The 13,762-nt window shown below is 61.5% G+C and carries 11 protein-coding genes and 1 pseudogene; 6 read left to right on the top strand and 6 right to left on the bottom strand.

Features of this window, described 5'->3' with window-relative positions; genetic code table 11:
• Positions 1–49 precede the first annotated feature (49 nt).
• From accD to I6L34_RS01780, 5 genes are all read left to right on the top strand, one after another.
• Positions 50–913, top strand: a complete 864-nt coding sequence (gene accD / locus I6L34_RS01800) for an acetyl-CoA carboxylase, carboxyltransferase subunit beta (RefSeq protein ID WP_005333765.1) — start codon at positions 50–52, stop codon at positions 911–913.
• A gap of 2 nt (positions 914–915) precedes the next feature.
• The gene (gene folC / locus I6L34_RS01795) at positions 916–2,175 is read left to right on the top strand and encodes a bifunctional tetrahydrofolate synthase/dihydrofolate synthase (RefSeq protein ID WP_058058507.1); all 1,260 of its coding nucleotides are present in this window, start codon (positions 916–918) and stop codon (positions 2,173–2,175) included.
• A 74-nt stretch (positions 2,176–2,249) separates the two neighbouring features.
• Complete coding sequence (gene dedD, locus I6L34_RS01790; RefSeq protein ID WP_005352757.1) at positions 2,250–3,050, top strand: cell division protein DedD; 801 nt, start codon at positions 2,250–2,252, stop codon at positions 3,048–3,050.
• Positions 3,051–3,211: 161 nt separating this feature from the next.
• On the top strand, positions 3,212–3,529 hold the full coding sequence (locus tag I6L34_RS01785) for a heavy metal-binding domain-containing protein (RefSeq protein ID WP_005344950.1): 318 nt from the start codon (positions 3,212–3,214) through the stop codon (positions 3,527–3,529).
• A gap of 251 nt (positions 3,530–3,780) precedes the next feature.
• Positions 3,781–4,383: a hypothetical protein gene (locus I6L34_RS01780; protein ID WP_058058509.1), complete on the top strand. Its 603-nt coding sequence runs from the start codon at positions 3,781–3,783 to the stop codon at positions 4,381–4,383.
• 100 nt (positions 4,384–4,483) lie between these two features.
• Here the strand turns inward: I6L34_RS01780 and cysG are convergent, their stop codons facing one another.
• The 5 genes from cysG to I6L34_RS01755 all read right to left on the bottom strand — a co-directional run bounded on the left by cysG (position 4,484) and on the right by I6L34_RS01755 (position 10,037).
• Positions 4,484–5,875: a siroheme synthase CysG gene (gene cysG, locus I6L34_RS01775; protein ID WP_216955467.1), complete on the bottom strand. Its 1,392-nt coding sequence runs from the start codon at positions 5,873–5,875 to the stop codon at positions 4,484–4,486.
• Between the two features lie 197 nt (positions 5,876–6,072).
• On the bottom strand, positions 6,073–7,083 hold the full coding sequence (gene asrC, locus I6L34_RS01770; RefSeq protein ID WP_058056676.1) for a sulfite reductase subunit C: 1,011 nt from the start codon (positions 7,081–7,083) through the stop codon (positions 6,073–6,075).
• A gap of 11 nt (positions 7,084–7,094) precedes the next feature.
• On the bottom strand, positions 7,095–7,934 hold the full coding sequence (gene asrB, locus I6L34_RS01765; RefSeq protein WP_042080452.1) for an anaerobic sulfite reductase subunit AsrB: 840 nt from the start codon (positions 7,932–7,934) through the stop codon (positions 7,095–7,097).
• A 1-nt stretch (position 7,935) separates the two neighbouring features.
• Positions 7,936–8,994 carry an anaerobic sulfite reductase subunit AsrA gene (gene asrA / locus I6L34_RS01760; protein WP_216955464.1) on the bottom strand — a complete coding sequence of 353 codons (1,059 nt, stop codon included), beginning with the start codon at positions 8,992–8,994 and terminating at the stop codon, positions 7,936–7,938.
• 200 nt (positions 8,995–9,194) lie between these two features.
• Complete coding sequence (locus I6L34_RS01755; RefSeq protein ID WP_216955462.1) at positions 9,195–10,037, bottom strand: patatin family protein; 843 nt, start codon at positions 10,035–10,037, stop codon at positions 9,195–9,197.
• Positions 10,038–10,302: 265 nt separating this feature from the next.
• On the opposite strand from I6L34_RS01755, the pseudogene I6L34_RS01750 reads away from it, so the two are divergent.
• Positions 10,303–11,320 (top strand): annotated as a pseudogene (locus I6L34_RS01750) (S66 peptidase family protein).
• Between the two features lie 64 nt (positions 11,321–11,384).
• On the opposite strand, the gene I6L34_RS01745 reads toward I6L34_RS01750, so the two are convergent.
• Complete coding sequence (locus I6L34_RS01745; protein ID WP_216955460.1) at positions 11,385–13,640, bottom strand: LTA synthase family protein; 2,256 nt, start codon at positions 13,638–13,640, stop codon at positions 11,385–11,387.
• Positions 13,641–13,762 lie beyond the last annotated feature (122 nt).

Here is a 13,762-nt window from a genome sequence, read left to right as displayed (position 1 = left end):
AATCTAGGCTCGATGCGTTTTGTCAGGCACAAAAGCATTAAGGAATTCCATGAGCTGGCTTGAGAAGATTCTTCCCAAGAGCAAGATTACTGCGCCCCGTCGTCACAACATTCCGGAAGGGGTGTGGACCAAGTGCAGTGCTTGTGAACAGGTGCTCTACCGGGCAGAGTTGGAGCGCAACCTCGAAGTGTGCCCCAAGTGTGATCATCATATGCGCATCAGCGCCCGCGCCCGTCTCGAGAGCTTCCTCGATGAGCAGGGTCGTACCGAGATCGGTGCCGAGCTGGAGCCGCAGGATGTACTGAAATTCAAGGATTCCAAGCGCTACAAGGATCGTTTGTCTGCCGCTCAGAAAGAGACGGCGGAGAAAGATGCGCTGGTGGTGATGAAAGGGACCCTCAAAGGGGTACCGGTTGTCGCCTGTTCGTTCGAATTCTCCTTCATGGGGGGCTCCATGGCCTCCGTGGTCGGTGCCCGCTTTGTGCGCGCCGTCGAGGAGTGCATCAAGGAAGGCCGTGGCCTGGTCTGCTTCTCCGCCTCTGGTGGTGCTCGCATGCAGGAAGCCCTCTTCTCCCTGATGCAGATGGCCAAGACCAGTGCAGCGCTGGACCGACTCACCAAGGCGGGCCTGCCCTATATCTCCGTGCTGACCGACCCCACCATGGGTGGCGTCTCTGCCAGTCTGGCGATGCTGGGTGACATCAACGTGGGCGAGCCAAAGGCTCTAATCGGCTTTGCCGGCCCGCGCGTTATCGAGCAGACCGTGCGCGAGAAACTGCCGGAAGGCTTCCAGCGCTCCGAGTTCCTGCTGGAAAAGGGTGCCATCGATATCATCATCGATCGCCGTGAAATGCGTAACCGTCTGGCCAGCCTGCTCGCCAAAATGCTGAATACTCACGTCATCGAAGAGTGAAGATGAGTTCAAACATGCAACAATCCCAAAGCCGGTCGCTTGTCGACTGGCTTTCTTATTTGGAGCAGATCCATCCGGTCAATATCGACATGGGGCTGGATCGGGTCGGTGCTGTCGCCCGGCGTATGGGGCTTACCCAGCTGCCGTTCAAGGTGATCACGGTGGCGGGCACCAACGGCAAGGGCTCCAGCTGTGCCATGGCGGCCAGCATTCTGATGGCCGCAGACTACAAGGTCGGCGTCTACTCCTCGCCCCATCTGCTGCGCTTTACCGAGCGGGTGCGGGTCAACGGGCAAGAGCTGCCCGACAGCGATCACTGCGCCGCCTTTGCCGAGGTGGAAGCCGCTCGTGGCGAGATTGCCCTTACCTTCTTCGAGTTTGCCACCCTGGCTGGCTTGTGGCTCTTCTGCCGCGCCGCGCCGGACGTGCTGCTGCTGGAAGTGGGCTTGGGTGGTCGGCTCGATGCCACCAATGTGGTGGAGTCCGATGTGGCCATGATCACCTCCATTGCCCTCGATCACTGCGACTGGCTGGGTGATACCCGCGAGGCGGTGGCGGTGGAGAAAGCCGGGGTGTATCGCGCCGGCAAACCTGCCATCAGCGGCGAGCCCAATCCCCCGTCAACTATCGCCAGCGAGGCGGCGCGTATCGGCGCCAACCTGCGTCAGGTCGGTATCGATTTTCGTGGCGATGAGCACGAGAGCGGTTGGGATTATCACGGCCTCAACCAGTGGCGGGATCTGCCCAAACCTGCCCTGCCGCTGATGAACGCGGTGACTGTACTGGCTGCGCTGGAGTCCCTCGGCTTGCCGCTGCCGGAGTCCGCCATTCGTGACGGGCTTGCCAATGCCCGGCTGGCTGGCCGGATGCAGCAGCTGCAAAGTGCGCCGCTGGTGATCGTCGATGTGGCCCATAACCCCCATTCGGCAGCCTATCTGGCAGCGCAATTGCGCAAGATGCCCAGCTCGGGTGTACGCCGCGCAGTGGTCGGCATGCTCAAAGACAAGGACATGGCGGGTTCCCTTGCCGAACTCGATGGCTTGATTGGCGAGTGGTATCTGGCCAGTCTCACCGGCCAGCGCGCCGCCACTGCTGCGCAACTGGCTGCGGCGCTGGGGGAGGGCAAGGGCCCTGCCAGAGAGTTTGATGATGTCAGCGCCGCTTATCAGGCTGCGTTGGTCGCATCGAGTCCGGACGATATGGTCATTGTGTTTGGTTCGTTTTACACTGTCGCCGACATTCTGGCGGGTGTCGCCGTCTAGGCCACACCCCGGCTCCCCGGCCTTCGGGCGGGGAGCCAAATCGCATATTGAGTTACGTAAAGGTAGGATTCAACTTGGCCTCGAAGTTTCAAAACCGTCTGGTGGGCACCGTCATCCTGGTGGCCCTGGTTGTTATTTTCCTGCCTGACTTGCTGGATGGTCACAAGCTGGCACAAAAGGAGGAGGCCTTTGCCAAGATCCCGCTGCGCCCCGAGCTGGAGCCTGCCAAGCCTGCGCTGCAGGTCTCGGCAGCCAGCAGCCTGCCAGCCGATCATCTGGCCAGCCAGCAACAGGCCTCTGCGGCCCAGCAGTGGCAAGTGGAAGAGGTGGCTGATCCCATGACCCTCGCCGGTCAGGGCAACGGTGCGCAGCCGGCGACAACCCCTGCCGCACCGGCGCCGGTCCAGCCGCAACAGAATGCCCAACCCAAGCCACAGCCCAAGCCGGAAGTGGTGGCCAAAAAACCGGTAGAACCGCCAAAGCCAGCACCCAAGCCGACGCCAGCCAAACCGGTTGAAGTGGCCAAGGCGCCCGCACCGGCCAAGCCGCAGGCGGGTCAGATCAAGTCCCTCGACGATCTGATTGAAAGCAAGATGACCCAGCCGACCACACCCGCGCCTGCTGCGGCACCGGCGCAGGGCAGCTGGATCCTTCAGCTTGGCGCCTTCAAGAACGTCGACAGCGTCAACGCGCTGGTGAGCAAGCTGCGGGCGGCGGGCTACTCTGCCCACACCTCGCCGCGCACACCGGTGCAGGGTCAGCTCAACCGGGTCTTTATCGGGCCGGATGTCTCCAAGGCCAAACTGCAGGGGATGCAGGGGAGGATCTCCCAGATGACCGGCCTCAGTGGCTCGGTAGTCTCTTACAACCCGTAGCGGTGTAATCGCCCTCTGAAACAAACACCGTGCCCCGTGCGCGGTGTTTTTTATCTGGCTGTCGTGATTTTTAAGGACGGCGTCGTACAGGTCACCCCCCGGTTGGGATTTTCGGGCAGTTGGGGTAGTCTGAGCCCTTCTGCTACTCACAGGAGTTCAAGATGATCCTCTCGACGACCCCCACGCTGGAAGGCAAAACCATTCGTGAATACCGCGGTATCGTGGTTGGCGAAGCCATTCTCGGCGCCAACATTTTCAAGGATCTCTTTGCCGGGATCCGCGACATCATCGGCGGCCGCTCCGGCGCCTATGAAAAAGAGCTGGCCCGTGCCCGCGATATCGCCTTCGATGAGCTGAAAGAGCGTGCCGCCGCCCTTGGTGCCAACGCAGTGGTCGGCATCGATATCGACTACGAAGTGGTGGGGCAAAACGGCAGCATGCTGATGGTCAGCATCAGTGGTACCGCCGTGGTGGTCTGATCGGGCACCAGCCTCTGCATGGGCAATGAGCCGATAACCGGGTTATCGGCTTTTTTATTGCTTGGCAGATACGTGTTGTTGGTAAGGTTTTTTCTCAACCCATTGATTTTAAATATTTATATTTATTAATAATTCCACTGGCCGGTTTTATTTTTTTTCACTGGGTAGCCCGAGAGGGGCAAGCTAGAGTGCCGCCATCAGGAACGACACCGCTCACGGACGAGGTTCTCTTCTTTTGAAGGCGTATCACTATGAATCAAAAACCTGCTCTGCTGACCCTTGTCATGTTGGCCATGACCGCCCATGCCGGCAGTGCCCTCGCGGCGCTGCCCAACTTCAGCGCCACTTGCCCCACCGATATCCGGGTCAAGTCGCAAGGGGGCAACGTCTTTATCAATGGCAAGAAGGCGACCCTGAAAACGCTGGCGCCCGCCGCCTATTCGGCCACGAGCGGCAAGGTGGTCATCGGGATCACCTTCGATCTGCCCGCCAGCGAACCCACCCTGGATTACGTCATCAAGCATGATCGCCGGGCCCACGGCTTTTGCACCGTGCACGCCTGGTCGGCGGGCAAGGCTGCCGCACTGCCGATGGCCAAGGGGGACTCGCCCTATCAGGGCAAGTGGATCGCCAAAAACCGCGAGACAGGCGCCACGGTGGCCAATATTCAGGTGGATGGCAAGGAGCAGGTGTGGGTCAACGGAGTCAAGGTGAAGGCGAAACGGGCCGATGGTGCGCTGCAGTTTCGTCAGGGCACCATCCTCTACACCTTGCAGGGGGATCCGCGTATTCGCGATGAGAGCGACTGGAATGACATCGATGTTCAGAACACCGGCCCCATCCGGCTCGAGTAACAGACGCGCTGTGCCACGGCTTGGTCATTGATGCAAAAAGCAGAGAGCGGCATGGCCGCTCTCTGTTTTGTTGTCTCTATTGGGTGATAGCCGTGCGGGGTTAGATGCCGTGGATGGCGTTGGCTTCCCCATACCAGTCCAGCTTGTCGGCCAGAGTGACCACCGAGCCGATGATGATGAGACTCGGGCTCTTCACCTGACGGGCCAGTTCGGCCAGCTGCTGCAGCTCGCCGCGCACCACCCGCTGACTGAGCTGGGTGCCTTGCTCCACCAGCGCCACCGGGGTGTGACCGGGCATGCCGTGGGTTTGCAGCGCATCCTGAATGCGGGCGGCGTGGGCCAGCCCCATGTAGAACACCAGGGTCTGGCGGGGGGCCGCCAGTGCCGACCACTCCTGGGCGATATTGCCCTCCTTGTCATGCCCGGTGATGAACTGCACCCGCTGGGCATGATCGCGGTGGGTGAGGGGAATGCCGCTGTAGGCAGCGCAGCCTGAGGCTGCCGTAATGCCCGGTACCACCGAGAAGGGGATGCCCGCCTCGGCCAGGGTTTCCAGCTCCTCGCCACCCCGGCCAAAGATAAAGGGATCGCCCCCCTTGAGCCGCACCACCTGTTTGCCCAGCTGCGCTTGTTCCAGCAACAGTTGGTTGATCGCCTGCTGGGGCACGCAGTGGCGGCCCGCCTCCTTGCCGACAAAAATCCGCTCGGCATCCCGGCGAACAAGCGCCAACACCTCCTGCGAGACCAGTCGGTCATAGACCACCACATCCGCCTGCTGCAACTGCTGCAAGCCATTCAGGGTGAGCAGCCCCGCATCACCGGGGCCGGCGCCCACCAGGGTCACGCTTCCCTTGCTCTGCAGCGGCTCATTCAATAGCTCGGCGACGCTCTGCTCGGCTGCCTGTTGCTGGCCGCGGGCCAGTTGGCGGGCGAGGCGATCGTGGCTAAAGAGCCGCTCCCAGAAGCGACGGCGGGCCAGCTTGTCAGGAATGGCCTTGACCCGCTCGCGCAGCTTGCCCGCCAGCGCCGCGAGCTGGCCGAGGTGTTGCGGTAGCAACGCTTCGAGTTTTTCCCGCAGCTGGCGGCTCAGTACCGGCGCCGCGCCTGCGCTGGAGATGGCCACCATCAGCGGCGAGCGGTCAATGATGGCGGGCATGATGGCGCTGCAGTGGGCCGGGGAGTCCACCACATTGCAGAAGATCTGGCGCAGGTTCGCTTCGTTGAAGACCTGCTGGTTGACCTCTTGCTGGTTGGTGGCAGCGATCACCAGCCACTTGCCATCGAGCAGTTCGGGATGAAAATTGGCGGCGCAGACAGTCAGGCGACTCTGCTCGGCCCAGCTCATCAGCTGGGGTTCCAGATGCGGGGCATTGATGGTGATCTTCGCCTTGGCATCGAGCAGCAGGCGCGCCTTGCGCACCGCCACCTCACCGCCGCCGACGATCAGGACCGGCTTGTTTTGCAGCTGACAGAAGAGAGGGAGAAAGTCCATAACAGGCTCCGGATGCTGGCCCGCTCGCAATGCCGCGCCGGGCGAGATAGCAGGGCGCGCCGTGACGCACCCCGGATGGCCGGGGGAAAGATCCCCCGACGGGAATAAAAAAGGGGAAGGGTGATCTACGCCCGGGCCAACGACAGATCCCCACCGGTGTCGGCCACTTGATCACGCTTCCCCAAACGAGGTTTTTCCTATTGCACCGCTTTGACGTGCATGTTGGCGACGTACTGATCTTCGGCCCAGAAGATGCGGTCAGCGACCATGGCTTCCGGGTTGAGGGTGACGCCGCGCAGCACCCGCTCCTTGAACTTGTGATAACCGGCCCGGTCGATAAGGTGACCCATGTGCAGGTAGATGGGCTTGCCATCCAGCATCTCGGCCTCGAACTCGAACAGGTTCTTGATCACCGCATGAAGCACCTCTTCGGTTACCCAGTTGAGGAACAGCTTGCCGGTACGGGGAGTCTTCTTGCTGGTGCGTCCCCCCAGCTTGACCATGTAGAGCTGCTTGGGATCCCGCTGCCAGGCCAGGGTCGGGCAGGCCAGCACGCACTCGCCACAGCCGATGCACTTGCTCTCCTCTTTGACCGCCTTGCCATGCTTGATGGCGAGGCAATCCACCGCGTGGTGGCTACATGCCTTGACACAGGCGCCGCAGCCGATGCAGCGCTCGGCATTGAAGTGGATTTTGGCGATGCCGAGGATACCGAAGTCGGCCATGTTGGCCTTGGCGCAGTCGTTGGGGCAGCCGGCGATCACCATCTTGAGGTGATAGGGGTTGGGGTAGAGGTGTTTCTCCATCCGCTGGGCCAGCCCGGTGCAGTCGATATTGCCCTTCTGGCAGATGGTGTTGCCCTGACAGGCGACGATGTTGCGCCCGCCGATGGTCTGGTAACCGGCTTGGGTGTCTTCTACCTCGATGCCGCAGGTCTCCACCTCGATCTCCTTGATAAAGGGTTCGAGGGCGGCGTTGACCTTGTCCATGTCCTGATACTTGATGCCGGGCATCGCCAGCTTCTGGCGGGTGGTGAGGTGGATCAGGCCGTTGCCATACTGTTCGGCGATCTGCTGGGCCACCGCCAGCAGGTGGGCGGGCATGATCCCGCCGGGAATGCGTACGCTGATCATCGCTTCGCCGCGCACCTTGGAGAGGCGGTATTCGTTCTTGGCGCGGGCCTTGATGATGTCGATATCGAGACTCATGGTGTTCTCCCTCAGTCGATCAGATGCTGGGCCTGGTCAAAACGAAAGACCGGTCCATCCACGCAGATATAGGTGTCGCCCATCCGGCAGTGGCCGCATTTGCCCACGGCGCAGGCCATGCGGCGTTCGTAGTCGACCCAGATGCGATCCTTGGGGATGCCCCGTTCGAGGAAGGCGAGCACCACGAAGCGGATCATGATGGGGGGGCCGACCACGATCACCTGGATATCCTCCTTGTCAGCGAGATCCAGCTGGTCGATGTAGTCGGTGACCCGGCCGATGCGAAACTGCTCGCTCTCCTTGCCCTCGTCCAGGGTGACGATGAGGTTCTGCTGCTCGGCCCAGAGCGGCATCTCGTGGCGATAGAGCACCGCCTGCTCGTTCTTGAAGCCGAGGATCATGTCGAGGGATTTCACCTCTTCCGGATGTTTGCTGAAGCGGCGCAGCAGCCCCTTGACCGGCGCGACGCCGGTGCCGCCCGCTACCACGATGAGGTGCTGGTTGTGGTAGGTCTCCAGCGGATAGCCGTTGCCGTGGACGCCGCGCATCCACACCTTGTCGCCCACATCGAGGGCAAACAGCGCATCGGTCACCTTGCCGACCTTGCGGATCAACAGATCCACATAGCCATCGCCATAGTCGGAGACCGAGATGGGCGCTTCGCCAACGGTGGGCAGGGAGATCTCCACAAACTGGCCGTAGTGGACATCAAAGTCGCGGGAGACCCGAAAGTTCCACTCAAGCTCGGTGTGACGCTCGATGGCCAGAATGGTGTAGGCCTTGGGCAGCAGGCGGTTTTCGACTGCTTCCTGCTGTTGTTCTGCTGTTGCGGTTTGCTGGCACTGGCACATATCAGTTCGCCCCCTGCGCGTTGTCGGCTGCGATGGTCTGTTCGACCACATCGGTCATCTTGTTGATGATGTTGCTAAAGGAGATGTAGTGAGGGCAGCGATCGTCGCAGCGGCCGCAGCCGACGCACATGTGCTCCTCCCCCTGACGGGCCTTGTAGTCGTTGACCTTGTGCAGGGCGCGATAACGCAGGCGCTCGCCATGCTTGGCGCGAAAACCGTGGCCACCGGCCATGTCGCTGAAGCCATCCACCATGCAGCTGGCCCACTGGCGACGGCGCTCGCCCTGCTTGGGGTTCTCCGCATAGGTGAGGTCGTGCACGCTGTAGCAGCTGCAAGTCGGGCAGGAGGTGGTACAGCGGCCGCAGCCGATGCAGCGGCTGTCGTACTCGGCCCAGACCGGATGGGTGGTGAGGATCTGGCGGATCCGCTGGGGGTCGTCACAGACGCTGTCCGGGGTGCGTACCTTGACCGGGTTGCTCTGGACAAATTCAGGGGTGAAGTCGTCGGATTCACCGAGCTCGGCAAAGTAGCCGAGCAGCTCGGGATCCTTCACCTCAATACGGGCACCCTCATCGCTCAGACGAATGGCGGCGGCGTAGTCCTGGGTCTCGTTGCTGCCCATGGAGACGCAGAAGCAGTTCTCGAAGCTCTCGCGGCACTCCAGCAGCACCAGCTTGAGCTTGCTGCGCAACCGGGCGTAGTAGACGTCGCTGTTCTGGCCGTTTTTCAGGTAGACCTGATCCAGCCTGCGCAGAGCGTGGATATCACAGCTGCGCAAGAACAGCAGGGTGGGTTTGGCCTCCACCTTTGATTCACGCAGCTCCAGATTGTCGAAGTGGAACAGGGTCTGGGTGATGGGGAGCACCACCTCTTTCGGGGATAAGTGGGACTTCTCCTGCCACACCAGATCGGCCGGATGGCGGATGCTGTGGTAGGTGACGTTGTCGGTGTCGGAGAAGCGGCCGCCCCGATATTCGGCCGCGGGCGCCATGATCCGGTAATCGGGCAGCAGCCGCTCGAACAGCTGCGCCAGCGCGGGATGGGTGAGAAGAAACGACATAAATAAACACCTTGTATGAGGGTGAGATGCCCTGGCATAGGGATGAGGAGCGGGTCGGTCAGGATGTCTGGCATCGGTTCTGGCCGCGCTTGCCTCGCCACGGTCTGTTTTTATGACTCATGTTGCTCAACTGACCCGATTGTTATTGTGTTTGCGGCGCGTGCGTCGCGGCAGGTCGGGTCATACCTGTAAAACCCTTATCAATTGAGCAGGGCGGCCTGATAGCCTGCGCACTTGCCCATCATGTATCCCATCTCCAGCTTGTTGATATCGCGGGTGAAACGGGAAACGGGGAAGTAGTCGGCCGGGGCGATCACCTCGATCTGGCAGTCCTCCGGCGGATTGGCGATAAAATCGAGCGCCTCGTTGTAGCTGCGATCCCGCTGCTCCAGCGCCTGTGCCAGCGCGGGGCGGGTCTTGAGCAGGGTGCGGATCATCCAGGGGAAGGGCATCGGCTTGAGCCGATAGCCAAGGGGCTCGGAGAGGATCACCGTCAGGTGACGGGCACCGCGGCGGTAGGCCTCGATCACCGGGATGGAGTCGGCCACCCCCCCATCTGTCATCGGCACCCCGTGCACCTCCGGGTATTCGTGGGAGGCGAGGGGAATGGCGCAGCTGGCGGGCAGCACCTCGTTCATGTTCTCCGGCTTGACCCGGATGTACTCCGCCTTGCCGGTCAGGGTATTGGTCACCACCGCATAGAAGGGGATGCCGGTCTCCCGGTAGGCGTGAATGTCGAGGGGATACTTGCGGCAGCTGGTGTTCCACAGCCAGTGGATATCCACCAGATTGCCCCCCTTGGCAAAACGCAGGGGATCCATAAATTGCTGGCTGCATGCCAGTTTGGTCAGGATCTCGTGGCTGCGGCCATGCTGGCTGGCGAGATAAGCCAGCAAGTTGGTGGCCCCCGCCGAGACGCCGATGGCGAAGTCAAAGGGGCGATAGTCATGCTCGATAAACGCATCCAGCACGCCGCTGGCAAATATGCCGCGCATGGCACCGCCTTCTACAACCAATGCGCTGGGGGATGCGTTTTTGTTCATGACAGGCACCTCATTGATAAGTCAGAGAGAAAAAGTGGGAAAGAGAACGTCCGGGCTGTCAGGCCGACCGTTCTGACAACCAACCGGGGTTGGCCATCGCAATGAGGTCATTCTAGGAAGGGGATGGTGTTTAGAATATCTGTTAATAATGAATCAAGTGTTTTGTATTTCTAAACGATGGTGATAAACCCGTTGTGATCAAAGGGGTTGTGTAGGAGTCTCAACAAGTCTGTGATGGCTGGATATTGGCAAGGATGAGTGTGTCATGACGTTATTGGTTCCCCCGCTGCTCCGACGTGGCGATACCATCGCTTTTTTCTCCCCCTCCAGCGCGGCGACCGCCTGGGCACCCAACCGTTTTGCCCGCGCCAGAGCCTTTCTTGAGGGGCAGGGCTTTAGGCTCAAGGCGGGCAGCCTCACCGGCCAGCAGGATCACTGGCGCTCCGGCTCCATTGCCGCGCGGGCCGAGGAGCTCAACGCCCTTATTCGCGACCCAGAAGTGCGCTGCATCATTTCGGTGATTGGCGGCAGCAACTCCAACTCCCTGCTGCCCTACCTCGATTTTGAGGCGCTGAGGCGCGATCCCAAGATCATCGTTGGCTACTCAGACGTGACGGCGCTGCTGCTCGGCATACATGCCCAAACTGGCCTGGTTACCTTTTATGGCCCGGCGCTGGTGGCCTCCTTTGGCGAGTTGCCGCCGCTGGTGGATGAGACGCTGGCCAGTTTTTTACAGATTGCGCTGGCCGATGAAGCTGGCGTCCCCTGCACGCTGCCCACCCCGGTGCAGTGGAGCGATGAACGGTTGGACTGGGAGAATCAGACCCGGGCCAAGCAGTGCCAGCCCAATCGGCTGATCTCGGTGGGTTCTGGCCGGGTTGAGGGGCGACTGATCGGCGGCAATCTCAACACCATGGCGGGGATCTGGGGCTCCCCCTATATGCCGCCCATCGAGCACGGCGACATTTTGCTGCTGGAGGACAGCCTGAAATCAGCCGAGACGCTGGAGCGATCTTTTGCCCATCTCAAGCTGTGCGGGGTGTTTGATCGGATCGGCGCGCTTATCCTCGGCAAGCATGAGCTGTTCAACGATCAGGGTAGCGTCAAGCGACCCCTCGATATCCTGCTGGAGGTGGTGGGGGAGCCGAGCTTCCCCATTTCTGGCGGAGTTTGACTGCGCCCATACCCAGCCCATGCTGACGCTGCCGCTGGGTATCGAGGTAGCGCTCGATCTCGACAGGCAGAGACTCACGCTACTGGAGCCCTGGTGGCGAGCAGAATGAGTGCGAAATGAATGTCCAACAACAAGGCCGCGGATGCGGCCTGGTCTGTTTTTGTGGGGAGGGATCAGGGCAGGGCATCGGGTCGGAAGCTGGCGCGGATCTGCGGCACCAGGCTTGATGGGTCGAACCCTTTCTCCTCGCCCAGCACCGGATGGAGCAGGGGCTTCTCTTCGATGGGGGTGATATCCCCCGCCAGCAGCTGGCGGGTGGCCTGACCCATCTGGTAGAGCTGGCGCACCGGCGCAAACTGGGTCGCCAGATTGAGGGGGTCATCGGCGCGGGTGAAGGCCATCATGGGGATCTGGTAGGTGGCATCGCGCGCCGGCTTGTCACCGTGAATGCCCTTGCCGGCCGACATCAAAAACGGCTGGTGATCGCCAAAGGCCACCACCAGATAGCGCTTGCCCGACTGGTCGAGGGTCTTGAGCAGCCGCTCCAGCGAGGCCATGGCATCCACCACCCCGGTGTAGTAGGTGTTGAGCAGCTGGGTGTCGCTCTCGCTCTGGTTCGGGCAGGCGCCGCTGCGCTCCTGCCCCTGATAGCGGGGGCCATCGAAGGGGCCGTGCCCCTGCATGGTGACCGCATAGGCAAACAGCGGTTTGTCATCCTGTTCGCTGCGTTTGAGCAGGTGGTCGATCAGCGCATCATCGGAGATATAGAGCCCCTTGTGCTCAAGGGTTGTGAAGCGGGTGTCGAACCAGCGCTCCTCATAGCCGAGCGCTGGGATCGCTTTGGCGCGGCCCCAGAATTTTTCCACATAGGGGTGGGCGAACAGGGTCTGGTAGCCGTTCTGTCTGGCGCTCTGGGCCAGCCCCGGCACCTGCTGCGAGAGGTAGTAGTAGGGCACCACCCCCTGCTTGAGCAAGCCCACCGGCAGGCCGGTGTTCATCTCGAACTCCGCCAGCACCGTCATGCCGCCGGTGGTGGGGGAGTGGATGGTTTTTTGCCACTGCTGCACGCTGGCGGGCAGGGAGAGGGTGGGAGCAGGGGCGCAGATCCGCCCCTTCCAGTCGAGCCAGAGCGACTCATATTGCAGCACGATCACCAGATCCCAGCGCGGCGCTATGCCCTGGGGCGGATAACTCAGCTGCGGGGCCAGCTCGTTGATCTGCAAGGGGTAGCGAAACACGCTGCCACTTTGCAGCATCTCGTCCACCAGATTGAACAGATAGAGGCCGGGGCCAGAGCGGATGATGTCCCTGTGGTAGTTGACCGCGCGATCCACGTAGCGAATGTTGGCTCCCAGCAGCTTGTTGCCAGTCTGGGTGGCAAAGACGCACAGGGCAAAGAAGGCGACGGTGGCCGCGGCTGTGCGCAGCACCCAGCGTGACAGGGCAAAGCGCCAGCAGAGAAACAGTGCCAGTAAAACGGTGAAGATGGGCAGGATGGGGTGCTGGTCGAGCAGGATCCGCAGCAGCGCCAGCAGGTTGCCAAAATCATCACCCCCGAGCGGCACGCCGTAGATGGCGATCTTCATAAAGTTGGCCAGCAGACCGATGCCAGAAAGCGCGGTAAAGACCAGCCCCATATAGAGGTTGAAGCCCGCCAGCGCGCAGAGGCTCCAGCCCAGCACCATGCTGCCCCAGGCCAGATAGTAGTGCTCCGGCCGAAAGCCTGACCAGAGCAGAAATTCCCCCAGCTTGAACACCACGAAGCCGTGCAGCAGCACGAAGGTGAGGTTGCCGAGCAGCAGGCTGCCGATGATCCGCCAGCGCAGGCTGCGGCGCAGCTTTGGCAGCACCGTCTTGAGCACGGCGGCGCTCAGGGCCAGTACCAGGGTCAGGCTCACCACCAGATAGGTGAGGTTGAAGCCCTGCTCGGGCAGGGTTTGCAGGATCTGGCTGAAATCGCCGCTCTCGGGGCGATCCTTGAGCAGCAGCCCGATGCGCAGCTGATAGCGGCTATCAAGGGCATCGTCCGGGGCGCGCAGGGTGCTGTTGAGATCCAGCGAGCAGCGGTTATTGCGGCACACCTGACGTTTATCCACCGCTTGACTGAGCTGGTCGATCCGCTCCCCCTTGTCGTTGAGCAGCTCCACCCGCACCTTGTCCCCCGCTTGCAATGGCCCTCGCAACTGCCACTGGCTGCGCACCACCAGATAGAGGCCGCGGCTGTCGCTTTTATAGAGCAGGGCGTGGCGGGTGAGGGTGGCCAGCGGATTGTCGGCGGGGCCCAGCACCAGCGGCTGGGCACGACCCAGCCAGCTGCCGGGATTGATCAGCGGTAACAACAGGGTTAGCAGCAGCAATCCGCCCAGCAGGGCAAGCAGTAGAGAAGGCAGACTCAGGACGCGGGGGCGGCCTGAGGAGGGGCGATTCATATAAGCTCATCCTTTGAGCGAGTGAGGGAGAGATCGTTCATCCGCATAGAGTTTGACCCGATGGTGCGGGCCTTGTTTCAGCTTGTCAATTTAATGACCACTTAATGAATATTTGGTTACAG

Source organism: Aeromonas sp. FDAARGOS 1404, assembly GCF_019047085.1.
GTDB lineage: Bacteria > Pseudomonadota > Gammaproteobacteria > Enterobacterales > Aeromonadaceae > Aeromonas > Aeromonas veronii.
This window is presented reverse-complemented; position numbering and strand designations above follow the sequence as displayed.

Excerpts from the sequence above, each read along its gene's own strand:
- cysG (WP_216955467.1), bottom strand. The coding sequence starts at position 5,875 with ATGGACTTTCTCCCTCTCTTCTGTCAGCTGCAAAACAAGCCGGTCCTG.
- I6L34_RS01785 (WP_005344950.1), top strand. The coding sequence starts at position 3,212 with ATGATCCTCTCGACGACCCCCACGCTGGAAGGCAAAACCATTCGTGAA.
- asrB (WP_042080452.1), bottom strand. The coding sequence starts at position 7,934 with ATGTGCCAGTGCCAGCAAACCGCAACAGCAGAACAACAGCAGGAAGCA.
- I6L34_RS01745 (WP_216955460.1), bottom strand. The coding sequence starts at position 13,640 with ATGAATCGCCCCTCCTCAGGCCGCCCCCGCGTCCTGAGTCTGCCTTCT.
- asrA (WP_216955464.1), bottom strand. The coding sequence starts at position 8,994 with ATGTCGTTTCTTCTCACCCATCCCGCGCTGGCGCAGCTGTTCGAGCGG.
- I6L34_RS01755 (WP_216955462.1), bottom strand. The coding sequence starts at position 10,037 with ATGAACAAAAACGCATCCCCCAGCGCATTGGTTGTAGAAGGCGGTGCC.
- accD (WP_005333765.1), top strand. The coding sequence starts at position 50 with ATGAGCTGGCTTGAGAAGATTCTTCCCAAGAGCAAGATTACTGCGCCC.
- I6L34_RS01780 (WP_058058509.1), top strand. The coding sequence starts at position 3,781 with ATGAATCAAAAACCTGCTCTGCTGACCCTTGTCATGTTGGCCATGACC.
- asrC (WP_058056676.1), bottom strand. The coding sequence starts at position 7,083 with ATGAGTCTCGATATCGACATCATCAAGGCCCGCGCCAAGAACGAATAC.
- folC (WP_058058507.1), top strand. The coding sequence starts at position 916 with ATGAGTTCAAACATGCAACAATCCCAAAGCCGGTCGCTTGTCGACTGG.